Below are 26,991 nucleotides of genomic sequence, written 5' to 3'. Positions count from 1 at the left end.
CGTTGTAGGCCGGCTCTGGCGAACGCCGCCATCCGGCAACGTTACAAGGAACTCTCTCATGAAGCCGCTTTCTTCACCGTTACAGCAGTACTGGCAAACCGTTGCTGAACAATTGCCTGACGCTACGCTTAGCGTACAAGCGAAGTCAGTGCTCACATTCAGCGACTTTGTGCGGGACAGCGTTATTGCCCATCCCCACTGGCTGAGCGGGCTGGAAAATGCGCCGCCGCAGGCGGACGAATGGCAGCGCTACGGCGAATGGCTACACACGGCGCTGGCTGAGGTGAATGACGAAGCGGCGCTAATGCGGGAGCTGCGCCTGTTTCGTCGTCGTATTATGGTGCGGATAGCCTGGGCCCAGGCGCTCTCGCTGATTGAAGATACTGCGGTTTTACAGCAGCTCAGCCAGCTGGCGGAGACCTTGATTGTCAGCGCGCGCGACTGGCTGTATGACGCCTGCTGCCGTGAGTGGGGGACGCCGTGTAACCCGGAGGGCATCCCACAGCCGCTGCTGATCTTAGGCATGGGCAAACTGGGCGGCGGCGAGCTGAATTTTTCCTCGGATATCGATCTCATTTTCGCCTGGCCGGAACACGGCGCCACCCGGGGTGGGCGTCGCGAGCTGGATAACGCGCAGTTCTTCACCCGCATGGGCCAGCGGCTGATCAAAGTGCTCGATCAGCCCACGCAGGACGGCTTCGTTTATCGGGTGGATATGCGCCTGCGACCGTTTGGCGACAGCGGTCCGCTGGTACTGAGCTTTGCCGCGCTGGAAGATTATTATCAGGAGCAGGGGCGTGACTGGGAACGCTACGCGATGGTGAAGGCGCGTATCATGGGCGAGACAGAGGGCCGCTACGTTGACGAACTGCGCGCCATGTTGCGTCCGTTCGTGTTCCGTCGCTACATTGATTTCAGCGTGATTCAGTCACTGCGCAACATGAAAGGCATGATTGCCCGGGAAGTGCGCCGTCGCGGGCTGAAAGACAACATCAAACTCGGCGCGGGCGGTATTCGTGAAATTGAATTTATCGTTCAGGTTTTCCAGCTTATTCGCGGCGGGCGCGAACCGTCGTTGCAGTCCCGCGCTTTGCTTCCCACTTTACAGGCCATCGCCGCGCTGCATTTGTTGCCGGATAACGATGCGAGCCAGTTGCGCTCGGCTTATCTGTTCCTCCGCCGTCTGGAAAACCTGCTGCAAAGCATTAACGACGAACAGACCCAAACGTTACCGGGCGATGAACTGAACCGCGCGCGTCTGGCGTGGGGGATGAATGCGGATGACTGGCAGCAACTGACCGACATCCTGGACACGCATATGGCCAATGTCCGTCGCGTCTTTAATGAACTGATTGGCGATGATGAAAGCGAAACGCAGGAAGATACGCTTTCGGAGCAATGGCGCGAGCTCTGGCAGGACGCGCTACAGGAAGACGACACGCCGCCGGTCCTGGCTCACCTGACCGACGAAGACCGGACCCGGGTACTGGCGCTGATTACCGACTTCCGTAAAGAGCTTGATAAACGCACCATTGGGCCGCGTGGCCGACAGGTGCTTGATCATCTGATGCCGCATCTGCTGAGCGATGTCTGCGTCCGTCAGGATGCCTCCGTCCCGCTGTCACGCATCACGCCGCTGCTGGTGGGGATCGTCACGCGCACGACTTATCTCGAGCTGCTGAGCGAATTCCCCGGCGCGCTGAAGCATCTCATTTCGCTATGCGCCGCCTCGCCGATGGTCGCCAGCCAGCTTGCCCGTTACCCGCTGTTGCTCGACGAATTGCTTGACCCGAACACGCTCTACCAGCCCACCGCGACCGACGCCTACCGTGATGAACTGCGGCAATATCTGCTGCGCGTGCCGGAAGATGACGAAGAACAGCAACTGGAGGCGCTGCGCCAGTTTAAGCAGACGCAGCTGCTGCGTATTGCCGCCGCGGATATCGCCGGAACGCTGCCGGTGATGAAGGTCAGCGATCATCTGACCTGGCTTGCGGAAGCGATGATAGACGCCGTGGTGCAGCAGGCGTGGCTACAAATGGTGGCGCGCTACGGACAGCCGGGACATCTGGCGGATCGCGAAGGGCGCGGTTTCGCGGTGGTAGGCTACGGTAAACTGGGCGGCTGGGAACTGGGCTACAGTTCCGATCTCGATCTCATCTTCCTGCACGACTGTCCGGTTGACGTAATGACCGACGGCGATCGCGAAATCGACGGACGACAGTTTTATCTGCGCCTGGCGCAGCGCATTATGCACCTGTTCAGCACGCGGACGTCTTCCGGCATTTTGTATGAAGTGGACGCGCGTTTGCGCCCGTCCGGCGCGGCGGGGATGCTGGTGACCTCCGCTGAGGCTTTCGCGGATTACCAGAAAAACGAGGCCTGGACCTGGGAACATCAGGCGCTGGTCCGCGCCCGCGTGGTCTACGGCGACCCGCAGCTCACCGCACAGTTTGACGCGGTGCGCCGCGAGATCGTGACCCTGCCGCGCGACGGCGCCACGTTGCAAACCGAAGTGCGCGAAATGCGCGAAAAAATGCGTGCTCATCTGGGCAATAAACATCGCGATCGTTTTGACATCAAAGCAGATGAAGGCGGGATCACCGACATCGAATTTATTACGCAGTATCTGGTGCTGCGCTATGCACACGACAAACCGAAGCTGACGCGCTGGTCGGATAACGTGCGGATACTGGAACTGCTAGCGCAGAACGACATTATGGATGAGCAGGAGGCGATGGCGCTGACCCGCGCTTATACCACGCTGCGCGATGAGCTGCATCACCTGGCCTTACAGGAACTGCCGGGCCATGTGGCGCAAACCTGCTTTGAAGCCGAACGCGCGCTGGTGCGGGCAAGCTGGCGGAAGTGGCTGGTCGCCGTTTGAAGTGTGCTATTATCGCGCGCAAATTTTGAATCTCTCAGGAGACAGGAATGAAAGTAACGCTGCCAGAGTTTGAACGTGCAGGAGTTTTGGTTGTTGGCGATGTCATGCTGGATCGCTACTGGTATGGGCCAACCAGCCGTATTTCGCCGGAAGCGCCGGTGCCTGTGGTCAAAGTGGATACCATCGAAGAGCGTCCGGGCGGTGCGGCGAACGTGGCGATGAATATTGCCTCTCTGGGGGCAAACTCCCGTCTGGTCGGGTTAACCGGTATTGACGACGCGGCGCGTGCGCTGAGCAAAACGCTGGCCGATGTGAATGTGAAATGCGACTTTGTTTCTGTACCGACGCATCCCACTATCACCAAACTGCGCGTGCTTTCGCGTAACCAGCAGCTGATTCGTCTGGATTTTGAAGAAGGCTTCGAGGGCGTCGATCCGCAACCGCTTCACGAGCGTATTAACCAGGCGCTGAGTTCTATTGGCGCGTTGGTGCTCTCCGACTACGCCAAAGGCGCGCTGGCCAGCGTTCAGCAGATGATTGCGCTGGCGCGTAAAGCGGGCGTTCCGGTACTGATCGACCCGAAAGGCACCGATTTTGAGCGCTACCGCGGCGCGACCCTGCTGACGCCGAACCTCTCTGAGTTCGAAGCGGTGGCCGGGAAATGTAAAAGCGAAGAAGACATTGTTGAGCGCGGCATGAAGCTGATCGCCGATTTTGAACTGTCCGCGCTGCTGGTGACCCGCTCCGAGCAGGGGATGACGCTGCTGCAGCCAGGCAAGGCGCCGCTGCATATGCCGACCCAGGCGCAGGAAGTGTATGACGTGACCGGCGCTGGCGACACCGTGATTGGCGTACTGGCTGCTACGCTTGCCGCAGGCAACAGTCTGGAAGAAGCCTGTTTCTTTGCCAACGCGGCGGCAGGCGTCGTGGTCGGTAAGCTGGGGACGTCTACCGTTTCGCCGATCGAACTGGAAAACGCGGTACGTGGCCGTGCGGAAACGGGCTTTGGCGTGATGACCGAAGACGAACTGAAGGTCGCCGTCGCCGCCGCGCGTAAACGCGGTGAAAAAGTGGTGATGACCAATGGCGTGTTCGATATTCTGCACGCAGGGCATGTGTCGTATCTCGCGAATGCGCGCAAACTGGGCGATCGCCTGATTGTCGCGGTGAACAGCGATGCGTCAACCAAACGCCTGAAAGGCGAAACGCGGCCGGTGAACCCGCTTGAGCAGCGCATGATCGTACTCGGCGCGCTGGAAGCGGTGGACTGGGTGGTGTCGTTTGAAGAAGACACGCCGCAGCGCCTGATTGCGGGGATCTTGCCGGATCTGCTGGTGAAGGGCGGCGACTATAAGCCTGAAGAGATCGCCGGCAGCGAAGAAGTGTGGGCCAACGGCGGCGAAGTGTTGGTACTGAACTTCGAAGACGGTTGCTCAACCACCAATATCATTAAAAAAATCCAGAAAGAGAGCGATAACTAAAAGCGCTGCCCTGCGCCGGATAAACGCCACGCTGGCGGGTAACTTGCCAAAGTGTGATATCCGGCATCTTAATTGCGCACATTATGTACAAACCCGTCACCGGGACGGGTAAATACTGAAATCAGAAAAAGCATATGGCCTTAGCAGAGTTTCACAAACTGGAGGGTATGCTGATGAACAACACGGTTTATTCGTTGAACAATTTTGATTTCCTGGCGCGCAGTTTTGCCAGAATGCAGGCTGAAGGTCGCCCGGTGGATATCCAGGCCGTGACAGGCAATATGGATGAGGAGCACCGCAGTTGGTTTTGCAAACGCTATGCACACTACTGTCAGCAGGCGATGCAAGCGAGAAAATTAGAAGTGGAACACTAAACGACTCAACGGGCCTTGCGGCCCGTTGCTGTTTTTACTCCTGCGGTTCTACCGGCGGGATGGCAGGCGCGGGTTTGACTTCGTCGCTGATACCGCTCTGACGCGCTTCCAGCTCGCTCAACCGCTGTTCCAGCAGCGCCAGCTTTTCACGGGTACGCAACAGCACCTGCGTCTGTACGTCAAACTCTTCGCGGCTCACCAGATCGAGACGCGTCAACTGAGACTGCAGCGTCTGACGGATCTTTTTCTCGACATCTTCCCCGAACTCCCGGATCCCTTTCGGCATCGACTCGTGAACCTGGCGAGCGATCTGCTCAATTTTTTTCGGGTCAATCATAGTGGTTTCCCTGAACTGGTAAGTGTTAAAGCACATTGTAGTGCGATATGCGCAAGGCATAAACCAGAATTGTGTGAAGCTTATGCGGGTAAAGGCGTTGATGAAGGTAATTAATAGCGTTATAGTTATTCCGCTTATTCTCAGGGCGGGGCGAAATTCCCCACCGGCGGTAAATCAGCGATGTTCATCACTTTTCGCGTTGCAGCTCATCCAGCAGCGGCGTGAAAGAGGAAGGACCGGCTGAAAGCCCGCGAGCGCTTCAGATGCGAATCTGAAGGTCAGCAGATCCGGTGTAATTCCGGGGCCGACGGTTAAAGTCCGGATGGGAGAGAGTAACGATCCAGTCGGGCACGGACCCGCTCACGTTATTTTTTTGCCGCTTGTCGGTACTCCTAAGACTGCCCTGATTCTGGTAACCATAATTTTAGTGAGGTTTTTTTACCATGAATCAGACGCTACTTTCCTCTTTTGGTACGCCTTTCGAACGTGTTGAACATGCGCTGACTGCGCTGCGCGAAGGCCGCGGTGTGATGGTGCTTGACGATGAAGATCGCGAAAACGAAGGCGATATGATTTTCCCGGCAGAAACCATGACCGTTGAACAAATGGCGCTGACCATTCGTCACGGCAGCGGTATTGTTTGCCTGTGCATCACCGAAGATCGCCGCAAGCAGCTCGATCTGCCGATGATGGTGGAAAATAACACCAGCGCTTACGGCACCGGTTTTACCGTGACCATTGAAGCCGCTGAAGGCGTGACCACCGGCGTTTCCGCCGCTGACCGCGTCACCACCGTGCGCGCGGCGATTGCCGATGGCGCGAAGCCTTCCGATCTGAATCGTCCGGGACACGTCTTCCCGCTGCGTGCTCAGCCTGGCGGCGTGTTGACCCGTGGCGGCCACACTGAAGCGACCATCGATCTGGTGACGCTGGCTGGTTTCAAACCTGCGGGCGTGCTGTGTGAACTGACCAATGATGATGGCAGCATGGCGCGCGCGCCGGAGTGCATCGACTTTGCCACTAAACACAATATGGCGGTAGTGACGATCGAAGACCTGGTGGCATACCGTCAGGCCCACGAACGTAAAGCCAGTTAATACCTCCTTGCCGGATAGTGGTTAAAGCACCTTATCCGGCAAATTTCCCTTATTTGCCCTTCTTATCGGTTAATAAACACCCAACCTTTTTCTCTATGATCAAAATCATCATTTCGATTTCATACTGTGCCAGTATATAAATATACCTAAAAATAGGTATGTTAATTTTAACGCTAAATCTCTGTTAATGTTAAATTTAAAGGGAAAAGGATGTTTATTGCCTGGTATTGGATTGTGCTAATTGTACTGGTCGTGGTGGGCTATTTCTGCCATATGAAGCGTTACTGCAAAGCGTTTCGCCAGGACAGAGATGCGCTGCTGGAAATTCGTAATACATTGCTGCGTCGGGACGAACAAACGCGTGTTCTGACTAAAGAGCAGGAATAGTCGCTTCCTGCTCTTTCTGCGTTATCCCAGCCCCATCGTCTGAAGGACGACGAGGCTTAGCCCCATCACTGACATGCCGCAAAGAACGCCGTAACTGGGGTTGTTATTTGGATCGATCTCTTTTGCCAGCGGCATCAGCTCATCGACCGACAGCGCCACCATAATGCCCGCCACCGCAGCCATAATGGCGGCCATGACCACAGGCGAAACCAGGCTGCCGAGAATCAGCCATGCCAGAACGCCGCCCAGAATTTCGGCCATGCCGGAAATGCCTGCCCAGAAGACGGCCGTTCGCTTCGAGCCTGTCGCGGCGTATACCGGACCGGCTACCGCCAGCCCTTCAGGAATGTTGTGCAAGGCAACGGCCAGCGCCACGCCAAATCCAAGTTCGAGGTTACTGCTGGCGGTAACGTAAGTGGCGATGCCCTCCGGAAAGTTGTGCAAACTGATACCGAGCGTCAGCAGGACAGCGGTGCGCTTAATCGAACCTGGAAGCGGCTGCGTTGTTTTTTGTACCAGATCCTGGGGATGAGCGTGTGGTAGCAGACGGTCGAGGCCAAAATAGCCCAGCAGGCCGATAATAAACATTCCGTAGCCGAGAAGCGGCGACATGCCTTCCGCGGCCAGTGCCGCAGGCAGCATCTCCATTAAAGAGATGAGCAGCATGATCCCGGCGGCAAATCCGAGTGAAAACGCCAGCAGACGGTTCGAGGGTTTCTGGCCCAGGACGCCTAAAAACGCGCCGATAAACGTGGCGGCGCCCGCCAGTAAGGTCAGAAGTAAAGGTACTGACATCAATAACTCCTTAAAAATTCACCTGACCTTCAAAATAACTGATGATCATCATCATGGTTATCTGAGTTCTTCATATATCGAAAGAGCGTATGGTAAGACTCATAAAATGACTCCCTGAGTAAGGATATCATCATGTCTTCAATTCGTATGCCAGCTTTGTTTTTGGGGCACGGCAGCCCCATGAACGTGCTGGAAGATAATCTGTATACCCGCGCCTGGCAGCAACTGGGGGAGCGTCTGCCGCGTCCGAAAGCGATTGTGGTGGTGTCCGCTCACTGGTACACGCGCGGTACTGGCGTGACCGCTATGGACGCGCCAAAGACGATTCATGATTTTGGCGGTTTTCCGCAGGCGCTGTACGACACGCATTATCCGGCTCCCGGTTCGCCGGAACTGGCACAGCGGCTGGTGGAGCTTCTGGCGCCGGTGCCGGTTACGCTCGATAAAGAGGCCTGGGGTTTTGACCATGGTTCGTGGGGCGTGTTGATCAAAATGTATCCGAATGCCGATATTCCCATGGTGCAGTTGAGCGTCGACAGCACCAAACCGGCGGCCTGGCATTTTGAGATTGGACGTAAGCTGGCGGCGCTGCGTGACGAAGGAATTATGCTTCTAGCCAGCGGTAATGTAGTACATAACTTGCGCACTGTCCGCTGGCACGGTGACGACGCGCCTTATCCGTGGGCGACCTCGTTCAATGATTTTGTTAAAGCGAATCTGACCTGGCAGGGACCGACAGAACGGCATCCGCTGGTCAACTATCTCGACCACGAAGGCGGTCCGCTGTCGAATCCAACCCCGGATCACTTCCTGCCGTTACTGTATGTATTGGGCGCATGGGATGGTAAAGAGCCAGTGACCCTTCCCGTAGAGGGGATCGAAATGGGCAGTCTGAGTATGCTGTCGGTACAGGTGGGTCAGGCCGGATAAGGCGCTTTGCGCTCTCATCCGGCACCCTTAATCATTCGACAAAGATATGCGGGTAGAAGCGGGACAGATCCTGAGTGATCAGCGCGCGGTCTTCACGTATGCCGATCCCGGCAGGCTGATCGTTGATCAACCAACTACCGATCAGCATATAGCTGTCGCCAAACTTCGGCAGCGGATGGAACTGCTGCACGATCATGCCTTCTTCGCCGTAAGGGCCTTCCACCGCTTCGATCGTTTTACCGTTCTCTATGATGGAGACGTTAGCGCCTTCACGCGAGAAGATCGGCTTCACGACAAATTTTTCCATTTGCGGATGATCGTCCTCTGCGAAGTACGCAGGCAGCAGATTCGGATGGTCAGGAAACATTTCCCACAGCAACGGCAGCAGCGCCTTGTTGGAAATAATGCTCTTCCAGGCCGGTTCCAGCCAGCGAACGCCTGCGTCTTCCAGCTTGGTAGAGAACATCTCACGCAGCATAAATTCCCACGGATACAGCTTGAACAGGTTGGCGATCACCTGATCCTGCAGGTCCGTAAACTGGCCTTTCTCGCCCAGCCCGATATCTTCGATGTAGAGGAATTCGGTGGCGATTTCCGCTTCTGCGGCGCAGTCCTGCAGATACTGAATGGTTCCGCGATCCTCAACGGTGTCCCGGCAGCAGGTGAGATGCAGAAGCTGAAAACCGTACTGCTCGCGCAGCTCGGCGAAACGCGCGATAAGTTTTTCCTGGAGGCTGTTAAACTGGTCGCTACCTTGCGGCAGGTTACCCGCGTTGAGCTGATCTTCAAGCCAGATCCACTGGAAAAATGCGGCTTCATACAGCGAAGTCGGCGTATCGGCGTTGTTTTCCAGCAGCTTAGGTTCGCCGGTGCCGTCCCACGCCAGATCGAGGCGTGAATAGAGCGAGGGCTGGCTCGTTTGCCAGGACTGACGAACGAAGCCCCAGGTATGTTTGGGAATGCGGAATTTGGTCATCAGCGCGTCGCTGGCGATCACTTTTTCGACTACCTTCAGGCACATCTGGTGCAGTTCAGCAGTCACCTCTTCCAGCTTTTCAACCTGCGCCAGCGTCAGCTTGTAGTATGCCTCTTCACACCAGTACGGTTCACCGTACATGGTGTGAAAATTGAACCCATATTCGTTGGCTTTATCGCGCCAGTCCGGGCGCTCAGTGATACTGACTCTTTCCATGCGGATCAGCCACCCATTGAACGCGTGGAGGTGCCGCTGGCGCTACGCTGCATGGTGTTCTGTTTGGCGACAGATTCACCAAAGCCGCCGCGCGTGACGGTCGAAGTGGTGGCAGGCTTCGGCGCCATGGCGGTTTTCGGCACCGTCATGCTGCGACCTGGCGTGGCGGCGCCATAGTTTTTGCCGCTTGCGTCGGTATATTTGCCGTATGCCGGGCTGGCCGGGTTTTTCGAGCTGAACAGCGGCTGCTGCGCGAAACCTGCGCCGCCGCCCATCATCCGACCCATCATGTAACCCGCCATTAACGGCATCCAGAAGCTGCCGCTGGACTGCTGCGCTTGCGCCTGTCCTTCAGGGGCCATACCGGCCTGGGCTGGCGCCTGCTGGCACTGGCCTTCGCCAAATTCGGCCACGCAGTCTTCGCGGGACGCGTATTTTGGCGCGGTACGTTCGGCTTCTTTCAGCGCGTTGTTGTAAGTTGCAGTACACTCCGCGCTTTTACCCGGATTGGCTGCCGAGCAGTCATCCGCATTCTGATACAGCGATACGGTTTCGTCGCTCTTTTCACATCCCGCCAGCATAAACACAGCGGTAACGGCTAACGCCACAGGCGTCAGGTGACGCGCGCTCCAGCTTTTGCGGAACGCAGCGTGTTTGATGGATTTTGTCCGTTTCATTTTCGTCTTCCAGGACCCAGTGGTAATTACTGCTCAGGATAGAGGATGAGTGGTTGAAAATGAAGCGAGAAGGGGCAGGAATGCGGCTGAATCGTGGGATCTTTACGTTGTCTTACGTTCAGCAGCGATTTTGTGCCGATCGGCGGTTGCGCCTTATCGGGCCTACGTAGCGGTAGGCCCGATAAGCGAAAGGCCGTCTTAATTGCGGAACGGGTTACTGCCGGAGGTCGTCCGGGCTGACGCTGGCTGTACGGCAGTGGCGTTACCGTTAAAGTTATCCACGGCGGCGTCCTGCTGCGGGGTTTCCGGCGCTACGCTGTCCGGGCTGGTCGGAATCGGTTTGCCCAACGTGTTGTTCAGCGCCACCAGATCCTGCTCGTTCAGCGTACCCAGTGCGGATTTGATATTGAGCTGGTTGATCAGGTAGTTATAACGCGCATTCGCCAATTGCTGCTTGGCGTTATACAGCGTGGTGGTCGCATCCAGCACGTCAACAATCGTACGCGTACCCACAGAGTAACCTGCTTCCATCGCGTCTAATGAGCTTTGCGCAGAAACAACCGCCTGTTTGTAGGCGTTAATACTGCTGATGGAAGCATTAATGTTATTGAAAGACGAACGTACGGTCTGTACCACGCTGCGGTGCGCGCTTTCCAGCTGCTCGCTCGCGCCGACAAAGTTGTACTGCGCCTGTTTCACCTGCGAGTTCACCATACCGCCCTGGTAGATCGGCAGAGAGAAGCTCAGGCCCACTTTGTTTTGGCCCATATTGCTGTCGTCATATTGCGAACCGGCAGCGCCACGGGTTTTGGAACCGCTGTATGAGGTGTCGGAAACGCCGGTCGAAGCGGTTAAATCCAGTGTCGGCAGATGGCCGTCCTGCGCCTGGCGAATTTGCTCGCGCGCCAGATCCTGGCTCAAACGCGCCTGCAACAGCGTCAGGTTGCGGTTTTCCGCTTCTTTCAGCAGGGCGTTTACCGGCTGCGGCTTGTCGGTTTTAAAGCTGTCGACGTTCAGCGACGCCAGTTCCGGGTAGTAGTTGCCGGTAACCTGACGCAGTTCTTCGACAGCGTTGTCGAGATCGTTACGCGCGGTCACTTCGTTCGCCAGTACGGTATCGTACTGTGAACGGGCGTTCTGCACGTCGGTAATGGCCACCAGACCCACGTTGAAACGTTGAGTGGTTTGATCCAACTGACGATAAATCGCCTGTTTCTGCGCCTGGGTGTAAGAGAGAACGTCAATGGCGTTCAACACTTTAAAGTAGGCACTGGCGGTGTTTAGGATCAGCGTTTGCTGGTCCGTCTGAAAGGTGACGTCCTGAATGCCCGCTGATTTTTCCTGCAGGGTCAGCGCGCGCCATTTCGACATATCGAAAAGGGTCTGCGTTAATTGCAGAGAAGCGCTGGTGGCGTTAGAGTTCACGCCGTTCGCGTCACGGTAGCCGTTGCTGTAGGTGTAATCGGCACCCAGACCCAGTTGAGGCAGTAAAGGACTACGTGCTTCGTTGATTTTTTCGAATGCAGCATCGCGATCGGCGGCGGATTTACGCAGTTCCGGGTTGCTCAGGCGTGCTTGCTGATAAACTTGCATCAGGTTCTCTGCCTGGCTCAGTGTGCTGAACCCCGACAGGCTCAGGCCGATAAGGATGGGGAGCAATTTCTTCATTTGCATTCCTTGTTGTGAAGCAGTATTTAGCGCTGATCAAATTTTAGAAAAATAATTGCCGATTCTAGCAGAATCCGCCACTGCAAAAAGTTGGCGTTATGTGCCATCAGGCGTTAATTTGCACCAATTTACCACAAGGTCGCTAAAACAGCAGTCAAACGCCCTTGAAATTCACATTTAAATCACTATTGGTACAGGACGGCACAATGCGTAAATCAGGCAACTCGCCCGTAACTTTCACCAAAAACGATGTAGAAATTATTGCACGAGAAACGCTATATCGCGGTTTTTTTTCGATGGATCTTTACCGCTTCCGCCACCGCTTGTTCAACGGTGAAATGAGCCAGGAGGTGCGGCGCGAAATTTTTGAGCGCGGTCACGCCGCAGTCTTGCTACCCTTTGACCCTGAGCGGGACGAAGTGGTGCTTGTCGAGCAGGTCCGAATTGCGGCCTATGACACCAGCGACACGCCGTGGTTACTGGAACTGGTGGCCGGCATGATTGAAGACGGCGAGACCGTCGACGACGTCGCGCGCCGTGAGGCGATGGAAGAAGCCGGCATCGTGGTGAAACGGACGAAACCGGTGCTCAGTTATCTGGCAAGTCCGGGGGGCACCAGCGAGCGCTCGTCAATTATGGTGGGTGAAGTGGACGCCACGACCGCGAACGGGATTCACGGTCTGGCTGATGAAAACGAAGATATTCGGGTTCATGTGGTAAGCCGGGAGCAGGCTTATCAATGGGTTGAAGAGGGGAAAATTGATAACGCGGCTTCCGTCATTGCCCTGCAATGGTTGCAGTTGCACTATAAAGAGTTAATACACGAGTGGAAAAAATGAAGCGCTATACACCTGACTTTCCTGAAATGATGCGTCTGTGCGAAACCAATTTCTCACAGTTACGCCGCCTGCTGCCGCGCAATGACGCGCCTGGCGAAACAGTAAGCTATCAGGTGGGCAACGCACAATATCGGCTAACGGTTGTTGAATCGACCCGATACACTACGCTTGTTACGATCGAGCAGACGGCGCCGGCAATCACCTACTGGAGCCTGCCGTCGCTGACGGTCCGCCTCTATCATGACGCGATGGTGGCTGAAGTGTGTTCAAGTCAGCAGATCTTTCGCTTCAAAGCGCGGTATGATTATCCCAATAAAAAGTTGCACCAACGCGACGAAAAGCATCAAATTAATCAGTTTTTAGCCGACTGGCTGCGATACTGTTTAGCACATGGAGCGATGGCGATTCCGGTTTACTAGCGTCGTGAAACCTAAGGACACCATTTGGAAAGCCTGTTAAACCTTCCTCTGGCTGGTGAGGCCAGGGTCAGGATCTTACAAATTACCGATACTCACCTGTTTGCCGAAAAGCACGAAACGCTGTTAGGCGTGAACACCTGGGAAAGTTACCAGGCCGTGCTGAAAGCGATTCATGCCGAGGGGCAGGAATACGATCTGATCGTGGCGACAGGGGATTTAGCGCAGGATCAAAGCGCGGCGGCCTATCAGCATTTTGCTGAAGGCATAGCCAGCTTTCGCGCGCCTTGCGTCTGGTTGCCAGGCAACCATGACTTTCAGCCAGCCATGTACAGCGCGTTGCAGGAGGCGGGGATCTCGCCAGCCAAGCGCGTGATGATTGGCGAACACTGGCAGATCCTGCTGCTCGACAGCCAGGTGTTTGGCGTACCCCACGGCGAACTGAGCGAATTCCAACTGGAGTGGCTTGAGCAAAAGCTGGCGGAAGCGCCGGAACGTCATACGTTGCTGCTTCTGCACCATCATCCGCTGCCTGCGGGCTGCAGCTGGCTGGATCAGCACAGTCTGCGCAACGCTGCGGAGCTGGACAGCGTGCTGGTGAACTTCCCGCGCGTGAAATATCTGCTTTGCGGACACATTCATCAGGAGCTGGATCTCGACTGGAATGGCCGCCGCCTGCTGGCGACGCCATCAACCTGCGTCCAGTTCAAACCGCACTGCGCTAACTTTACCCTCGACACGATTGGTCCCGGCTGGCGTACGCTGGAGCTGTTTGCTGACGGTTCGCTACATACGGACGTCTGTCGTTTAGAGGGGACTGAGTTTCGCCCCGACACCGCGTCAGAAGGCTACTGATGTCTACGCTTCTTTATCTTCACGGCTTCAACAGTTCGCCTCGCTCGGCGAAAGCCTGTCTGCTCAAAGATTGGCTGTGCGCACAGCATCCTGACATTGAGATGATTGTGCCGCAACTGCCGCCATACCCGGCCGATGCCGCAGAAATGCTGGAGTCGATCGTGCTGGAGCACGGTGGGGAACCGCTGGGTGTCGTCGGGTCTTCTTTGGGCGGCTACTACGCGACCTGGCTGTCGCAATGCTTTATGTTGCCCGCTGTCGTGGTCAACCCGGCGGTGCGGCCTTTCGAACTGCTGACCGACTACCTCGGCCAGAACGAGAACCCCTACACGGGGCAGCAATATGTGCTAGAGTCTCGTCATATTTACGATCTTAAAGTCATGCAGATTGACCCGCTGGAAGCGCCAGACCTTATCTGGCTGCTGCAACAGACGGGGGATGAAGTGCTGGATTACCGCCAGGCAGTGGCGTACTACGCGTCCTGCCGCCAGACTGTAATCGAAGGTGGAAACCACGCATTCACGGGCTTCGAAGATTATTTCAACCAGATTGTCGATTTCCTTGGACTGCACAGTTGCTGACAATCATTTCGAACTGCTATTAAAACCATGACGCAAACTTATAACGCTGATGCCATTGAGGTACTCACTGGGCTTGAGCCGGTGCGCCGCCGCCCGGGGATGTACACTGATACCACCCGTCCCAACCATCTTGGGCAGGAAGTGATTGATAACAGTGTGGATGAAGCACTGGCAGGACACGCGAAACGCGTGGACGTCATTTTACATGCCGATCAATCGCTGGAAGTCATTGATGACGGGCGCGGCATGCCCGTCGACATTCATCCTGAGGAAGGCGTCCCGGCGGTTGAACTGATCCTTTGCCGACTGCATGCGGGCGGTAAGTTCTCCAACAAGAACTATCAGTTCTCCGGGGGGCTGCACGGAGTAGGGATCTCGGTGGTGAACGCCCTGTCGAAGCGCGTGGAAGTGAACGTGCGCCGCGATGGTCAGGTGTATAACATTGCGTTTGAAAACGGTGAGAAAGTGCAGGATTTGCAGGTTGTCGGGACGTGCGGTAAACGCAACACCGGCACCAGCGTTCACTTCTGGCCGGACGAAACCTTTTTTGATAGCCCACGTTTCTCCGTTTCGCGCTTAACGCATGTGCTGAAGGCGAAAGCGGTGTTGTGCCCCGGCGTGGAAATCACCTTTAAGGACGAGGTCAACAACAGCGAGCAACGCTGGTGCTATCAGGATGGTCTGAACGACTATCTCGGCGAGGCGGTTAACGGCTTGCCGACGCTACCGGAAAAACCGTTTATCGGTAATTTCGAAGGCGATACGGAAGCGGTCGACTGGGCGCTGCTCTGGCTACCGGAAGGCGGTGAACTGCTGACCGAAAGCTACGTCAACCTGATCCCGACCCTGCAGGGCGGGACGCACGTTAACGGTCTGCGTCAGGGGCTGCTCGACGCGATGCGCGAATTCTGCGAATACCGCAATATTCTGCCGCGCGGCGTGAAGCTGTCGGCAGAAGACATCTGGGATCGCTGCGCCTACGTGCTTTCCGTGAAGATGCAGGATCCGCAGTTTGCCGGTCAAACCAAAGAGCGCCTGTCGTCGCGTCAGTGCGCGGCGTTCGTTTCCGGCGTGGTGAAAGATGCGTTTACCCTGTGGCTGAACCAGAACGTCCAGGCCGCGGAGCTGCTGGCGGAAATGGCGATCTCCAGCGCTCAGCGTCGTCTACGCGCGGCGAAAAAAGTGGTGCGTAAAAAGCTGACCAGCGGTCCGGCGTTGCCGGGGAAACTGGCGGACTGTACCGCTCAGGATCTGAATCGTACCGAGCTGTTCCTCGTCGAAGGGGACTCGGCGGGCGGTTCGGCCAAGCAGGCGCGCGATCGTGAATATCAGGCGATCATGCCGCTTAAAGGTAAGATCCTCAACACCTGGGAAGTCTCCTCGGATGAGGTGCTGGCCTCTCAGGAAGTCCACGACATTTCGGTGGCGATCGGCATCGATCCGGACAGTGACGATCTCAGCCAGTTGCGCTACGGCAAGATCTGTATCCTTGCGGACGCCGACTCCGACGGTCTGCACATTGCCACGTTGCTCTGCGCGCTGTTTGTGAAGCACTTCCGGACGCTGGTGAAGCAGGGTCACGTCTACGTTGCGCTGCCGCCGTTATACCGTATCGATCTTGGCAAAGAGGTCTATTACGCCTTAACGGAAGAAGAAAAAGCGGGCGTGCTGGAACAGCTCAAGCGTAAGAAAGGCAAGCCAAACGTTCAGCGCTTTAAAGGTCTGGGTGAAATGAACCCGATGCAGTTGCGTGAGACAACGCTGGACCCGAACACCCGCCGTCTGGTGCAGCTCACCATCAGCGATGAAGATGACCAGCGTACCAACGCGGTGATGGATATGCTGCTGGCGAAGAAACGTTCTGAAGACCGTCGCAACTGGTTGCAGGAAAAGGGCGATCTCGCGGATATTGAGGCATAGTTATCCGCTTTTTGCGCAAAGCCCGTTACGCCGCCGCCATCCGGTAAAGCTAAGAGTACCGGATGACGGCGGTAACATCAGATGGCGTGTTTTTTCCGGTACTGCAACGGCGTCTCGCCAATTCCCTTGCCAAACGCGCTGATGAAGTAGGTCACGTCCGAAAAGCCCACCTGTCGGGCGATATCGCGCACGCTGGCGTTGCTGTGTAGCAGCGCCTCGCACGCTTTTCGTAACCGTAATGTATTGAGATAGTCGAGAATGCTTTCGCCCGTCTCATAATGAAAGCGGCGCGAGACGTAGCTTTTCGATTTCCCCACCTCTGCCGCCAGCGCATCGAGCCGGAATTTGTGCCGGTAATTTTCATCAAGCCAAAACATCACCTGGCTGGCGATTCCGCTGTCTGTCGCTGTCAAATTGACGTTATCCTCGGGTAACAGGCTTAATAAACTGAGCAACAGGCAAGAGACCTGTTCCGTATTGAGCGGCTTGCGGACGGCCATTTTTTCGTAGCGACTGAAAAGAAAATCGACGTGCGGATGAATATCCGCCGCGTCGGTCACCCAGGCTTCGCCGCCGCGCAGACTCAGGTTTTGCAGACGCTGATGGTTATGCGGAAAGTCGCGTAACGCCTTCAGCACCGCATGGTGATCGAGATGGATAATGGTGCGCCGGTAGCCATCCTGGGCCCGTTCATCGACCATAATTTTATGCAGCGTAAAGGGCGGGAAAAAGAACATCCTCCCTGGACGCATGGTGTATTGCTTGTGATCGACAATCACCACGCCAAATCCTTCCTCTACGTACAACACCTCAAGACACTGATGCCAGTGGTGATACCGCACTGTATTGGCAAACAGGCGACTGAACGAGGCAATGGCATCGTTCAGGGTGATCAACTCCAGGCGTTCTTCATTAAGCGGTGCGTTCATAGTGCAACAGATTTAAATTTTGATCGTCCTGGATTTGTTTATAAACCCTATTTTTAAATTTTCTCAATCACTGTTTTACTTCGGTGATAACGGTGTGACTGAGATAACATTTCCGCTTATCAGCGATTCACTATGATTTGTCCACTTAATCTGGAGGACAGGCTATGTGGACGGCTGCTGAAGAAACATCAAATCCTTTGTCATCACGCGAAGACGTAACGCGCGCCGTTAATGACATCTTACGTGCGCTGGACAAGCAGTTTCCGGCGGGGAAGGCGCAGTTTTCGCTGGGCAATACCTGCGCGCATTACAGCGTGGATATCGCCTGCATGGAGGGGCTTTCCCGCGCGCTGTGGGGGCTGTTTCCGTTGCTGGCGGGCGGCGCGGAAGTGCCGTTCGCAGAGAAGTATATTCAGGCGATTAAGCTGGGCACCGATCCGCATAGCCCTCAGTACTGGGGCGATACCGGCCCTTACGATCAGCGCCTGGTTGAGATGGCCGCTTACGGTTTGGGTCTTGCGCTATTGCAGACGCGGTTGACTGATGCGTTCAGCGTTGACGAACGGGAAAATCTTCATCGCTGGCTGAATCAAATCACTGACGCGCAAATGCCCGACAGTAACTGGAACTACTTTGCCATCATCGTGCAGCTCGGGTTCAAGCGCGCCGGTTTACCGTTCGATCAGGCTGCGATTGATCGCCGTTTTGCCATGATGGAAGCCTATTACCTCGGCGACGGCTGGTATTCCGACGGTCCCGGGCGGCCGAAAGATTATTACATCTCAATGGCCTTCCATTTTTACGGCCTGCTGTACGCCACCCTCAGTCCGGATGACGTTGAACGTGCTGCGACGCTGCGCGAACGGTCGCGGCTGTTTGCGCAGGATTTTATCTACATGTCAGCGGCGGACGGCGCGTCGGTGCCGTTCGGGCGCAGCCTGACCTACCGCTTTGCAATGGTGGCGTTCTGGAGCGCAGTGGCGTTTGCCGGGCTCGACGTGTTCTCTCCGGGTGTGGTGAAAGGGATTATTCTGCGCCATCTGCGCTGGTGGCAACAGCAGTCGATTTTCGATCGTGAGGGTATCCTGACGCTGGGTTTTGCCTACCCGAATCTGGTCATGTGCGAGGACTACAACTCGCCCGGTTCCCCTTACTGGGCGCTGAAGGTATTTTTAATCCTCGCCCTGCCGTCAACGCATCCTTTCTGGCAAGCGGAGGAACTGCCGCTTCCTGCGCTTAGCGAAACGCGGACCGTCCCGCACGCCGGGCAAATTTTGCAGCACAGCGAGCGTTCGCAACATGTCACCCTGTTGACCTCCGGCCAACTTGAGTTGAACAACTACGTCAACACCGAAGCCAAATACACCAAATTTGCTTACTCCAGCCGCTTTGGTTTCACCCTCGAACGCGGACGCTATGGCCTGAAACACGCGGCGTGCGACTCCATGCTGCTGCTGGCGGACGGCGACAACTATTATCGCGGTCGACGGGGTTGCGACGCGGTCAGCGTACGTGAAAACGTCATCTTTTCGCGCTGGTCGCCGTGGCATGACGTCATTATCGACACCTGGCTGGCGCCGTTTGGTGAATGGCATATTCGCCTGCACCGTATCCACAGCGCCCGTACCTTACAGACGGCGGAAGGCGGATTTGCGGTGATGAAAGCGGATCATCGGGTAAGCGAACGCGGCTGCGAAATCAACGCCAGCAACGGCAGCAGCGCGATTGTCGATCTGTCGCCAGCGATCCGTCGTCAACCGGACAGCGTCGTCACGCCGCCGAACAGCAGCATTATGTTCGCAGAGTGCGCGTCCATCCCCCTGCTGTTAACAACAATTACCCCGGGAGAAACCTGGCTGTGCTGCGCAGTGTCGGCTCAGCAGAAAAGCGATGCGGCTGTTCCGCAACTGGAAATAAACACAGACCAGGTCGTTATTCGCGAACCTGGAAGCTCACGTCAACTGTCGTTCATTTTATAAAAACTGGCGCCCAGTGCGTCGGCGAGGATGATATGAATAAACTCTCACTTAATAACAGAGTGGAATATTACAAAATTAGTAGCTTTATATTCCTCTACTTCTTTACCTGGTCAGCCAGTATTGGTCTTTTGGCTATTTGGTTAGGACAAAAAGCACAGCTCAGTGGAACGGTAATTGGCACCGTGTTTGCCGTGAATGGCATATTTTCAGTCATTCTTAAACCCATTTACGGCTATATTCTCGATAAGATCGGCATGAGCAAATATCTGCTCTATTTTGTGGTGATCATGTCTGCGTTAATGGCGCCGTTCTTTATTTACGTCTACCAGCCGCTGTTGATGTCCAATACGATGCTGGGGATTATTATCGGCGCAATCTACCTGAGCTTTGCCTGGTATGCTGGTGTGGCGGCCTGCGAATCCTATTCGGATCGCTACAGCCGTCTTAACGGAATGGAGTTCGGTCAGATCCGTATGTGGGGCTCCCTCGGCTGGGCTGTCGCGTCCTCGTTTTCCGGTCTGCTGTTTAACCTCTCGCCGGCTTATAACTTTATTCTTGGCAGCGTGGCGTCGGTGGTGATGCTGATCGTCCTGTTGAGCCTGAAGGTCAACGTCAACGCGGCTAACGCGGCGGACGTCCTGACGAAAGATAAGATCGTTCCGGCGGACGTTTACGCGCTGTTGCGTAACCGTAAATTCTGGGCTTTCTGCCTGTATGTCGCGGGCGTGGCGTGGATGATGTTTATCGCCGAACAGCAGTTTTCGCGCTATTTCGTCACCTTCTTCTCGGATGTTAATGAAGGAAATGCCGTGTTTGGCTATCTCGGCACCGTACAGTCGGGCATGGAATTTGTGATGTATATGGTCATTCCTCTGTTCGTGAATGCCATTGGCGCGAAACGCGGGTTATTGATTGTCGGGGTAGTGGTCGGGGCGCGACTGGTTATTTCCGGAATCTGCGATTCCCATCTGCTTATCTCCATTCTTAAGCCGCTGTACGGTCTGGAAATTTGTTTGCTGCTGGTATCGGTATTTAAATATATCGCGGAACATTTTGATAAACGTGTCAATGCGACCATGTATTTGTTGGGCTATCAGGCGATGCTGTACGTCGGCAACGTGGTCGTCTCCTCGCCCGCTGGATTAATGTATGACCGTATTGGTTTTGAGAAAACCTATATCATTATGGGCGTTATTGCTCTGACCTTTACGTTGATTTCCGCCTTTACCTTATCGGCATGTCAAAGTAAGCGCCGGAATACTGCCGCGCTGGATATCGCTGAAAATAACGCTTCAAGATAAATTACGTCAAAAGGAACCGAAAAATGTTAAATCATATCGTTGAGGAAACGTTGCGCGAATTTCCTGGCTGCCCGGTCAATGTGGGGGCATTTCAGGAACAAATGAGCAGTGCGCGGCAGCATGTCCTTGAGCTGATTAGCCGTCATTTAACGGAATTCGGTGATAAATTCCCCGCCGAGACCTGCGTCAAAGGTTTTTACCCGTTAACGGACAACGTTGAGTGGACCACCAGTTTCTGGACCGGGCAACTCTGGCTGGCCTGGGAGATGAGCGGCGACGCGAAGTTCCGCGAGATGGCGGAAAAGCACGTGCGCTCATTCGGTTTGCGGATTGCCGGACGTCATGACACCAACACCCATGACCTCGGCTTTCTGTATACGTTGTCCTGCGTGGCGGCCTGGCGGCTGACGGGCAACCGCGACGCCCGCGGCTTTTCACTGATGGCGGCAGAGGCGCTCCTTGAGCGCTTCCACGAAAAGGCGCGGATCATCCAGGCATGGGGCGATCTTAACGATCCGGAGCAGGCCGGACGCATGATCATTGACTGCAACATGAATCTGCCGTTGCTCTACTGGGCGAGCGAGCAGACGGGCGACATGCGTTTTGCCGAGGCGGCAAAAGCGCACGTGGCGCAGGCGGCGAAATATCTGATTCGTGAAGATGCCTCGACGTTTCACACCTACTACATGGATGTCAAAACCGGCGCGCCGCGCTATGGCAACACACAGCAGGGCTACGCCGACGATTCATGCTGGTCGCGCGGGCAGGCATGGGGCATTTACGGCTTCTTGTTGAGCTACATCTACACCGGCGATAAAGAGATGGTCTCGCTGTCGAAAAAGCTGGCGAACTATTTCCTCAACCGTCTGCCGGAAGATGCCGTTTGCCACTGGGATCTGGCGCTGGTGGGAACCGACGCGCTGCGCGACGCCTCGTCGGCGGCCATTGCGGTTTGCGGCCTGCTGGAGCTGATCAAGCATCTGCCGGTTACCGATCCGGATCGTGAACGCTATCAGCAGTGGGCGATGGGTATTATGTCCTCGCTGACGGCGCATTATGTGATGGCGAAGGACGAGAAGGGCAACGGCTTGCTGAAGCATTCGGTATATCATCTCTCCAGTCATAAGGGCGTCGATGAATGCGCGAGCTGGGGGGATTATTTCTATGTGGAAGCGCTGATGCGTTTCACCCAGTGCTGGAAGCTGTACTGGTAAGCCCTTTCCGCGTCAGGCAATCCCTGACGCGGAGAATATCTTATTGATCCAGACAGAGAGGTCTATTACGCTCAAACGAAGGCGAGAACGCGGGTGTGCAGGAACGTAATCTGGCGGGTATCGACAGGTGGATAGCTGATACCGGGGATGGACGCCGAACTACGTGATAAGGAAACAGAATGAACAACACACATCTCGCCCGAAACGTCGACGCGTTAAAACCGTCGGCGATCCGCGAATTATTAAAACATAGCAAAATGCCCGGCGTCATTTCCCTCGGCGGCGGAATTCCCAGTCCTGAACTGTTCGACAAAACCGGTCTTGAACTCGCCACCCAAAAAATGATGGCGACGCAGTTTCTGGACGCGTTTCAGTACGGTCTGAGCGAGGGATATCCTCCGCTGCGTGAGGCCATCAGCCAGCTTTGCCTGGGGCGCGGGATTCATGCCGCGCCGGAGCGAATTCTGATCACCAACGGTTCTCAACAGTCGCTGGATATTCTGGTCAGAACGTTGATTAATCCGGGCGATAAAGTGGTGGTTGAGCGCCCGACCTACCTTGCCGCTCTACAGGTATTGCAGCTGTCGCAGGCGAATATCCTCTCTGTCGGTACAGACAAAGACGGCATGATCGTTGACGAGCTGGAGCAGTTGTTGCAGCGCCATACCATCAAAGCCCTGTATGTCGTTCCTACCTTTGGCAATCCGGGCGGAGTGGTGCTGAGCGATGACCGTCGCCAGAAGCTGGTGCGACTGGCGAAACAGCACAACTTTGTGATTATCGAAGACGATCCTTACGGTGAAATCAACTTTACCGGCCAGTCCTACACAACCCTCTTCCAGCATGCGGCGCAAGCCGGTTGCCCGGAGCAGGTCATTTATACGTCGACCTTCTCCAAAATTCTGGCGCCGGGGCTGCGCGTGGGCTGGGTGGTGTTGCCGGAATGGATGGGGCAGAAGGCGACTATCGTGAAGCAGGCGACCGATCTGCATACCAGCGCGCACTCACAGGCGTTGGCGGCCAGCTATCTGTCGCTGGGACACTTAGCAGAGCAGATTACGGTGATCCGTCAGGCTTATCGTGAGAAGTGCTATTTCCTCGCCGATATGATGCGCAGTGAACTGGGCGAGCATATTACTTTCCATATGCCGCAGGGGGGGATGTTCCTGTGGGGGACCTTCCGTTACGACGTCGACACCACGGCCTGGCTTTCCCGTACGCTGGAGGAAAAGGTCGTGTATGTTCCGGGGGAGTTTTTCTATAGCGATAACCCGGACAAGCGCACGCTGCGACTCTCTTTTGCCACGCCAACGAAGAATGAACTGGAAGAAGCGGTGCGCAGACTGAAAAGGGCGCTGCCGTAAAAAAATCGCCGGGTCGCGATGGTGTGTCGACCCGGCGTGACGCAGGAGACGCTTAAATGCCGGATTCGAGAATACGGATATTCATCTCCAGCACGTCGCCTTTTACCGCTTCGCTATAGGCTTTCATATGCGGGGTTTGCAGGTGCGCTTCAAGATGCGCGATGCTTTCCCACTGCTCAATCATCACGATTGAGTCAGGCGCAGTGGTCTGAAAACTCACGCCCGCGGCGTGATCCACCATCGGCGCATAGCCGTGGCAGCCTTCTTCCTTCAGGACGGTAGGAACGATTTTCGCAAACTGATCCAGTACTGCCTGGCGGTGATGTTGACCCGGACGGGTGCGAATTTCAGCAATAACTGTAAGCATGGTTAACTCCTTCTAATTCCAGACGACTAGTTAACCAAAAATTGCGTTCAGATGCTCGCGATATTCTGCAATGTGACGCGGAACGTCCGGCATTTTAATGACGTCATTAGCGATATAGGTCGGCAGCGGCGTCATGCCCAGGAACTGATTCGCTTTGTGGAACGGCAGATACACGCCGTCAACGCCCACGCCGTGGAAGAACTGATCTTTCTCGGTAAAGGCTTCCATCGGGGCGTTCCAGGTCAGAGAGAGCATGTATTTGGTGCCCTGAATCAGACCGCCGGAACCGTATTTCTTCGATGCGTCGGAGCGGGTACGGCCATCGCTGGCATACAGCGTACCGTGGCCTTCGGTGAACACATCATCGATATATTTTTTTACCGTCCACGGCGCGCCCATCCACCAGCCCGGCATCTGCCAGATCACCACGTCAGCCCAGACGAAGTTCTGCACTTCTTCTTTTACATCGTACTCGCCGTCAGCGCGAACGATGCGAACTTCATGCCCGAGGTCGCGCAGCGTGCCGTCCGCGACTTCGGTCAGGGTGTCGTTAAGTTGACCATTAGAGTGGGCGAATTTTTTCGCGCCGTTGACGATCAGAATGTTGCTCATTTTTTGCCCTCTGGAAAATGCGTTTGAGGGTCATTTTACGCCGCAAAACGGCGCGGTGAAATGAGCAAAATGTGCAAAGTCTTTTGCTTCTGACGCAACAATCCGCTATCGCCAGTTCACCGTAGCTTCGAATCCACCGTCGGGCGCATTGCCAAACGCCACCGTCATGCCGTGCAGCGTGGCGATGCGGCGGACAATCGATAAGCCCAGGCCGCTGCCGGTAACGCGCTGCCCCGGTGGGCGGTAAAAGCGCTTGCCAATGTGGTCCAGCGCCTCTGGCGTAACGCCAGGGCCGTTATCTTTAACGGAAAAACCATTATGCCGCAGCGTGACCTGGACAATACTGCCCTGCGGACTGTAGCGAATGGCGTTATCCAGCAGATTGCGCACCAGCAGGCTGAGCAGTAGCGGCTGACCTGTGCGCTTTACATCGTGCGCGACGAGGTGCAGGCGCACATCGATATTTGCCTGTTGCGCCGGATGGTAAATGTCCATCACCGCAGACTGCAGAACGTCATCAAGCGCAAGCGTGGTGACGTCCTGCAGATTATCCAGCGAGTCGAGCCGGGAAAGCGTCAGGAGCTGATCGACCAGGCGGGTTGCGCGGTCGATGCCGGTATGCAACTGGAGTAGCGCCTTTTTCCGCGCCTGCGGGTCATCGTCAGACAGTTGCGCCACTTCGGTTTGCACCTGCAACGCCGCCAGCGGACTGCGCAGCTCATGGGCCGCGTCCGAGGTGAAGCGCCGCTCGCGCATCATCATGTCGTGCGTGCGGGTAAAAAGCTGGTTCAGCGAGTCGATCAGCGGGCGCACTTCGCTTGGTACGCCCTGTGAACTGAGCGGCTCGTTGGATTCCGGGTCGCGTAAACCTAACGTCCGGGCCATCTTTTTCAGCGGTTTCAGTTCGCGATGCAGTAGCATAATCAACAGCAGGAGCATCAGCGGCAGGGCGATAAGCCAGGGGATAAGCTGCGCGCTGACGATCGCCAGCGCCATGTCTTCGCGGTATTCCCACTCCTGACCCACCACAATGCGGTAATTACCGTCGGCGGACGTCAGCCAGACAAAGCGCCAGAGATCGTCGTCGCCAATCAATCGTCCATTGTCAAATCCTTCCCGGCGGTAGCTGTAGGGAATGTACTGGCCGTTGTCGCCATCGTGCAGCACCATTTTGCCGTCGAGGGTGTAAACGGCGAACACCAGAACGTCATCGTCGATATTGCCGTGTTTAAACGTCTTTGGCGTATGGGCCATCCGCTCGGAGGCTTTAAGTTCATCAATGTCCAGCGTAATCAGCCGTTTGGCGAACAGCATCAACTGCGTGTCAAACAGCTCGTCCACATTGTCGGTGGTCTGTTTCCAGGCGACGAAACTCGATGCTCCCCAGGTCACCGCCGCCAGTATCAAAAAGATGAGTGTGAGCCTGACCCGCAGGCTGAGCCGTTTTGTCACCGTTATGCCTCACCGAGCGTGTAACCGATGCCGTGCACGGTGCGAATGAAATCGCTACCCAACTTACGGCGCAGATGATGAACGTGAACCTCAACGGCGTTGCTGGTGACCTCTTCGTCCCAGTTATACAGTTTTTCTTCGATACGTTTTCGCGGCAGCACCCGGCCTTTATTGCGCATCAGCAATTCCAGCAGCGCGAACTCTTTTGGCTTGAGCGCTAAGTTTTCACCCGCCAGCGTGGCGGTCAGACCGCCGGGATCCAGCGTCACCTGACCGTGGTGGAGTTCGCTGCTGGCCTGCCCGCTGGCGCGGCGCATAAGCGCTTCCAGCCTGGCGGCGACCTCAATCAGCGCAAAGGGCTTGCAGAGATAATCGTCCGCGCCGAGGCGTAAACCTTCAACCCGCTCCGCCAGCGCATCGCGCGCGGTCAGAATCAGTACCGGTTCGCGTTTACCCTGTTCGCGCCAGTCGCGCAGAATATCGCGCCCGTCCATGCCCGGCAGCGACAGGTCGAGAATGACCGCGTCGTAAGGCGCGCTGTAAAGCGCCTCTTTTCCCTGGCGCCCTTCGGTAAACCAGTCGACGCTAAACCCCATTTTACTCAACCCCGCTTTGATGCCGTCGCCAATCAGCGCGTCGTCTTCAACCAGTAAAATCCGCATCTTTTCTTCCCTGGATCCGCCTTCATCACGGCAAGTAAACCCCGAGGTCGCCCGCGATGTACAGTAAAAAAATGTCTTTTTTTTGGCTTAAGAACTTGTTAAGGATTAACTTATGTAATGGACATGAAATGACATGAAAGGGAGAAACGATCGTGAAAAAATTAGCAGCTATCTTTGCCGTTCTGGCACTCAGCTCCGCTCCGGTTCTGGCAGCTCAGCAGGGCGGTTTTTCCGGTCCCTCGGCCACACAAACGCAGACGCAGGGCGGTGGCTTCGTCGGACCGAACGGCAGTAGCGCAACCGTAGAAAGCGCAAAATCGCTGCGTGACGATACCTGGGTCACCCTGCGCGGGAACATCGTTGAGCGTGTTTCCGATGACCTCTATCTGTTCAAGGACGCTACCGGCACCATCAACGTTGATATTGACGATAAACGCTGGAACGGCCTGACCGTCACCCCGCAGGATACCGTTGAAATTCAGGGCGAAGTGGATAAAGACTGGAATTCCGTTGAAATTGACGTGAAGCAAATCAGGAAAGTCAGCAAATAATCCCCATCGGGGCCGCTTTCGCGGCCCTTTTCTTTGTGACTCAACGCGCCAGATAAGGTAGTATCTGCGGCAATATTGCCTGAAAAGATACCGGGTATCTGGCGGGCTTACAGTTGAGGAATCA

26 protein-coding genes and 1 riboswitch are annotated in these 26,991 nt (G+C 55.7%); of the genes, 16 read left to right on the top strand and 10 right to left on the bottom strand.

What is annotated here, in order from left to right; translation table 11 throughout:
• Positions 1–58: 58 nt before the first annotated feature.
• The 3 genes from glnE to glgS all read left to right on the top strand — a co-directional run bounded on the left by glnE (position 59) and on the right by glgS (position 4,742).
• Positions 59–2,887: a bifunctional [glutamate--ammonia ligase]-adenylyl-L-tyrosine phosphorylase/[glutamate--ammonia-ligase] adenylyltransferase gene (gene glnE / locus JY391_RS19040; protein ID WP_060570851.1), complete on the top strand. Its 2,829-nt coding sequence runs from the start codon at positions 59–61 to the stop codon at positions 2,885–2,887.
• 47 nt (positions 2,888–2,934) lie between these two features.
• Positions 2,935–4,368: a bifunctional D-glycero-beta-D-manno-heptose-7-phosphate kinase/D-glycero-beta-D-manno-heptose 1-phosphate adenylyltransferase HldE gene (gene hldE, locus JY391_RS19035; protein ID WP_042289305.1), complete on the top strand. Its 1,434-nt coding sequence runs from the start codon at positions 2,935–2,937 to the stop codon at positions 4,366–4,368.
• Between the two features lie 167 nt (positions 4,369–4,535).
• A complete protein-coding gene (gene glgS, locus JY391_RS19030; protein WP_082636864.1) occupies positions 4,536–4,742 on the top strand; it encodes a cell surface composition regulator GlgS in 207 nt (68 codons plus the stop codon).
• Between the two features lie 34 nt (positions 4,743–4,776).
• On the opposite strand, the gene ubiK is transcribed toward glgS, so the two are convergent.
• Positions 4,777–5,079, bottom strand: coding sequence for a ubiquinone biosynthesis accessory factor UbiK (gene ubiK / locus JY391_RS19025; RefSeq protein ID WP_042289303.1), 303 nt, complete (start codon positions 5,077–5,079; stop codon positions 4,777–4,779).
• Between the two features lie 132 nt (positions 5,080–5,211).
• A riboswitch (FMN riboswitch) is annotated at positions 5,212–5,417 on the top strand.
• A 105-nt stretch (positions 5,418–5,522) separates the two neighbouring features.
• Between ubiK and ribB the strand changes: the two genes are divergently transcribed.
• Positions 5,523–6,176 (top strand): 3,4-dihydroxy-2-butanone-4-phosphate synthase, encoded by a 654-nt coding sequence (gene ribB, locus JY391_RS19020; RefSeq protein WP_060570850.1) that lies wholly within the window; start codon positions 5,523–5,525, stop codon positions 6,174–6,176.
• Between the two features lie 210 nt (positions 6,177–6,386).
• Positions 6,387–6,563 (top strand): hypothetical protein, encoded by a 177-nt coding sequence (locus JY391_RS19015; protein ID WP_042289298.1) that lies wholly within the window; start codon positions 6,387–6,389, stop codon positions 6,561–6,563.
• Positions 6,564–6,584: 21 nt separating this feature from the next.
• Here JY391_RS19015 and zupT read toward each other — a convergent pair whose 3' ends face one another.
• Positions 6,585–7,358 carry a zinc transporter ZupT gene (zupT, locus tag JY391_RS19010; protein WP_199957051.1) on the bottom strand — a complete coding sequence of 258 codons (774 nt, stop codon included), beginning with the start codon at positions 7,356–7,358 and terminating at the stop codon, positions 6,585–6,587.
• Positions 7,359–7,490: 132 nt separating this feature from the next.
• Between zupT and ygiD the strand changes: the two genes are divergently transcribed.
• Positions 7,491–8,288 (top strand): 4,5-DOPA-extradiol-dioxygenase, encoded by a 798-nt coding sequence (gene ygiD / locus JY391_RS19005; RefSeq protein ID WP_060570847.1) that lies wholly within the window; start codon positions 7,491–7,493, stop codon positions 8,286–8,288.
• A 31-nt stretch (positions 8,289–8,319) separates the two neighbouring features.
• Here ygiD and JY391_RS19000 read toward each other — a convergent pair whose 3' ends face one another.
• The 3 genes from JY391_RS19000 to tolC form a co-directional block, all read right to left on the bottom strand.
• Positions 8,320–9,480 (bottom strand): glutathionylspermidine synthase family protein, encoded by a 1,161-nt coding sequence (locus JY391_RS19000; protein ID WP_042289291.1) that lies wholly within the window; start codon positions 9,478–9,480, stop codon positions 8,320–8,322.
• A 5-nt stretch (positions 9,481–9,485) separates the two neighbouring features.
• On the bottom strand, positions 9,486–10,157 hold the full coding sequence (locus JY391_RS18995) for a DUF1190 family protein (RefSeq protein ID WP_042289288.1): 672 nt from the start codon (positions 10,155–10,157) through the stop codon (positions 9,486–9,488).
• 198 nt (positions 10,158–10,355) lie between these two features.
• Positions 10,356–11,831, bottom strand: a complete 1,476-nt coding sequence (gene tolC / locus JY391_RS18990; protein ID WP_082636857.1) for an outer membrane channel protein TolC — start codon at positions 11,829–11,831, stop codon at positions 10,356–10,358.
• A 200-nt stretch (positions 11,832–12,031) separates the two neighbouring features.
• Between tolC and nudF the strand changes: the two genes are divergently transcribed.
• The 5 genes from nudF to parE are packed head-to-tail and all read left to right on the top strand — an operon-like array spanning position 12,032 to position 16,436.
• Positions 12,032–12,664, top strand: coding sequence for an ADP-ribose diphosphatase (gene nudF, locus JY391_RS18985; RefSeq protein WP_042289285.1), 633 nt, complete (start codon positions 12,032–12,034; stop codon positions 12,662–12,664).
• The gene (locus tag JY391_RS18980; RefSeq protein WP_012907621.1) at positions 12,661–13,083 is read left to right on the top strand and encodes a DUF1249 family protein; all 423 of its coding nucleotides are present in this window, start codon (positions 12,661–12,663) and stop codon (positions 13,081–13,083) included. Before nudF ends, JY391_RS18980 begins: the two co-directional genes overlap by 4 nt.
• A 24-nt stretch (positions 13,084–13,107) precedes the next feature.
• Complete coding sequence (gene cpdA / locus JY391_RS18975) at positions 13,108–13,935, top strand: 3',5'-cyclic-AMP phosphodiesterase (protein WP_042289280.1); 828 nt, start codon at positions 13,108–13,110, stop codon at positions 13,933–13,935.
• Positions 13,935–14,516 carry an esterase YqiA gene (gene yqiA, locus JY391_RS18970; RefSeq protein ID WP_042289277.1) on the top strand — a complete coding sequence of 194 codons (582 nt, stop codon included), beginning with the start codon at positions 13,935–13,937 and terminating at the stop codon, positions 14,514–14,516. The genes cpdA and yqiA overlap by 1 nt, the downstream gene beginning before the upstream one ends.
• Before the next feature lie 27 nt (positions 14,517–14,543).
• Positions 14,544–16,436: a DNA topoisomerase IV subunit B gene (gene parE, locus JY391_RS18965; protein WP_181822077.1), complete on the top strand. Its 1,893-nt coding sequence runs from the start codon at positions 14,544–14,546 to the stop codon at positions 16,434–16,436.
• A 77-nt stretch (positions 16,437–16,513) separates the two neighbouring features.
• Here the strand turns inward: parE and JY391_RS18960 are convergent, their stop codons facing one another.
• Positions 16,514–17,365 (bottom strand): helix-turn-helix transcriptional regulator, encoded by an 852-nt coding sequence (locus JY391_RS18960; protein ID WP_211934833.1) that lies wholly within the window; start codon positions 17,363–17,365, stop codon positions 16,514–16,516.
• A gap of 164 nt (positions 17,366–17,529) precedes the next feature.
• On the opposite strand from JY391_RS18960, the gene JY391_RS18955 reads away from it, so the two are divergent.
• From JY391_RS18955 to JY391_RS18940, 4 genes are all read left to right on the top strand, one after another.
• Positions 17,530–19,344 carry a DUF2264 domain-containing protein gene (locus JY391_RS18955; RefSeq protein WP_211934832.1) on the top strand — a complete coding sequence of 605 codons (1,815 nt, stop codon included), beginning with the start codon at positions 17,530–17,532 and terminating at the stop codon, positions 19,342–19,344.
• 32 nt (positions 19,345–19,376) lie between these two features.
• On the top strand, positions 19,377–20,645 hold the full coding sequence (locus JY391_RS18950) for an oligosaccharide MFS transporter (protein ID WP_060570843.1): 1,269 nt from the start codon (positions 19,377–19,379) through the stop codon (positions 20,643–20,645).
• 23 nt (positions 20,646–20,668) lie between these two features.
• Complete coding sequence (locus JY391_RS18945; protein ID WP_211934831.1) at positions 20,669–21,859, top strand: glycoside hydrolase family 88 protein; 1,191 nt, start codon at positions 20,669–20,671, stop codon at positions 21,857–21,859.
• A gap of 179 nt (positions 21,860–22,038) precedes the next feature.
• The gene (locus JY391_RS18940; protein WP_211934830.1) at positions 22,039–23,223 is read left to right on the top strand and encodes an aminotransferase-like domain-containing protein; all 1,185 of its coding nucleotides are present in this window, start codon (positions 22,039–22,041) and stop codon (positions 23,221–23,223) included.
• Between the two features lie 52 nt (positions 23,224–23,275).
• Here the strand turns inward: JY391_RS18940 and JY391_RS18935 are convergent, their stop codons facing one another.
• The 4 genes from JY391_RS18935 to qseB form a co-directional block, all read right to left on the bottom strand.
• Positions 23,276–23,590, bottom strand: a complete 315-nt coding sequence (locus JY391_RS18935) for a putative quinol monooxygenase (protein WP_042289259.1) — start codon at positions 23,588–23,590, stop codon at positions 23,276–23,278.
• 30 nt (positions 23,591–23,620) lie between these two features.
• Positions 23,621–24,202 carry an NAD(P)H-dependent oxidoreductase gene (locus JY391_RS18930; RefSeq protein ID WP_060570840.1) on the bottom strand — a complete coding sequence of 194 codons (582 nt, stop codon included), beginning with the start codon at positions 24,200–24,202 and terminating at the stop codon, positions 23,621–23,623.
• A gap of 105 nt (positions 24,203–24,307) precedes the next feature.
• On the bottom strand, positions 24,308–25,660 hold the full coding sequence (qseC, locus tag JY391_RS18925; RefSeq protein ID WP_200035296.1) for a quorum sensing histidine kinase QseC: 1,353 nt from the start codon (positions 25,658–25,660) through the stop codon (positions 24,308–24,310).
• A complete protein-coding gene (gene qseB / locus JY391_RS18920) occupies positions 25,657–26,316 on the bottom strand; it encodes a quorum sensing response regulator transcription factor QseB (protein WP_042289246.1) in 660 nt (219 codons plus the stop codon). The genes qseC and qseB overlap by 4 nt, the downstream gene beginning before the upstream one ends.
• A 152-nt stretch (positions 26,317–26,468) precedes the next feature.
• On the opposite strand from qseB, the gene JY391_RS18915 reads away from it, so the two are divergent.
• Positions 26,469–26,867, top strand: a complete 399-nt coding sequence (locus JY391_RS18915) for a YgiW/YdeI family stress tolerance OB fold protein (RefSeq protein WP_042289243.1) — start codon at positions 26,469–26,471, stop codon at positions 26,865–26,867.
• Positions 26,868–26,991 lie beyond the last annotated feature (124 nt).

The organism is Citrobacter sedlakii (genome assembly GCF_018128425.1).
GTDB classification, from domain to species: Bacteria; Pseudomonadota; Gammaproteobacteria; order Enterobacterales; family Enterobacteriaceae; genus Citrobacter_A; species Citrobacter_A sedlakii.
This window is presented reverse-complemented; position numbering and strand designations above follow the sequence as displayed.

Excerpts from the sequence above, each read along its gene's own strand:
- glnE (WP_060570851.1), top strand. The coding sequence starts at position 59 with ATGAAGCCGCTTTCTTCACCGTTACAGCAGTACTGGCAAACCGTTGCT.
- hldE (WP_042289305.1), top strand. The coding sequence starts at position 2,935 with ATGAAAGTAACGCTGCCAGAGTTTGAACGTGCAGGAGTTTTGGTTGTT.
- glgS (WP_082636864.1), top strand. The coding sequence starts at position 4,536 with ATGCTGATGAACAACACGGTTTATTCGTTGAACAATTTTGATTTCCTG.
- ubiK (WP_042289303.1), bottom strand. The coding sequence starts at position 5,079 with ATGATTGACCCGAAAAAAATTGAGCAGATCGCTCGCCAGGTTCACGAG.
- ribB (WP_060570850.1), top strand. The coding sequence starts at position 5,523 with ATGAATCAGACGCTACTTTCCTCTTTTGGTACGCCTTTCGAACGTGTT.
- JY391_RS19015 (WP_042289298.1), top strand. The coding sequence starts at position 6,387 with ATGTTTATTGCCTGGTATTGGATTGTGCTAATTGTACTGGTCGTGGTG.
- zupT (WP_199957051.1), bottom strand. The coding sequence starts at position 7,358 with ATGTCAGTACCTTTACTTCTGACCTTACTGGCGGGCGCCGCCACGTTT.
- ygiD (WP_060570847.1), top strand. The coding sequence starts at position 7,491 with ATGTCTTCAATTCGTATGCCAGCTTTGTTTTTGGGGCACGGCAGCCCC.
- JY391_RS19000 (WP_042289291.1), bottom strand. The coding sequence starts at position 9,480 with ATGGAAAGAGTCAGTATCACTGAGCGCCCGGACTGGCGCGATAAAGCC.
- JY391_RS18995 (WP_042289288.1), bottom strand. The coding sequence starts at position 10,157 with ATGAAACGGACAAAATCCATCAAACACGCTGCGTTCCGCAAAAGCTGG.
- tolC (WP_082636857.1), bottom strand. The coding sequence starts at position 11,831 with ATGCAAATGAAGAAATTGCTCCCCATCCTTATCGGCCTGAGCCTGTCG.
- nudF (WP_042289285.1), top strand. The coding sequence starts at position 12,032 with ATGCGTAAATCAGGCAACTCGCCCGTAACTTTCACCAAAAACGATGTA.
- JY391_RS18980 (WP_012907621.1), top strand. The coding sequence starts at position 12,661 with ATGAAGCGCTATACACCTGACTTTCCTGAAATGATGCGTCTGTGCGAA.
- yqiA (WP_042289277.1), top strand. The coding sequence starts at position 13,935 with ATGTCTACGCTTCTTTATCTTCACGGCTTCAACAGTTCGCCTCGCTCG.
- parE (WP_181822077.1), top strand. The coding sequence starts at position 14,544 with ATGACGCAAACTTATAACGCTGATGCCATTGAGGTACTCACTGGGCTT.
- JY391_RS18960 (WP_211934833.1), bottom strand. The coding sequence starts at position 17,365 with ATGAACGCACCGCTTAATGAAGAACGCCTGGAGTTGATCACCCTGAAC.
- JY391_RS18955 (WP_211934832.1), top strand. The coding sequence starts at position 17,530 with ATGTGGACGGCTGCTGAAGAAACATCAAATCCTTTGTCATCACGCGAA.
- JY391_RS18950 (WP_060570843.1), top strand. The coding sequence starts at position 19,377 with ATGAATAAACTCTCACTTAATAACAGAGTGGAATATTACAAAATTAGT.
- JY391_RS18945 (WP_211934831.1), top strand. The coding sequence starts at position 20,669 with ATGTTAAATCATATCGTTGAGGAAACGTTGCGCGAATTTCCTGGCTGC.
- JY391_RS18940 (WP_211934830.1), top strand. The coding sequence starts at position 22,039 with ATGAACAACACACATCTCGCCCGAAACGTCGACGCGTTAAAACCGTCG.
- JY391_RS18935 (WP_042289259.1), bottom strand. The coding sequence starts at position 23,590 with ATGCTTACAGTTATTGCTGAAATTCGCACCCGTCCGGGTCAACATCAC.
- JY391_RS18930 (WP_060570840.1), bottom strand. The coding sequence starts at position 24,202 with ATGAGCAACATTCTGATCGTCAACGGCGCGAAAAAATTCGCCCACTCT.
- qseB (WP_042289246.1), bottom strand. The coding sequence starts at position 26,316 with ATGCGGATTTTACTGGTTGAAGACGACGCGCTGATTGGCGACGGCATC.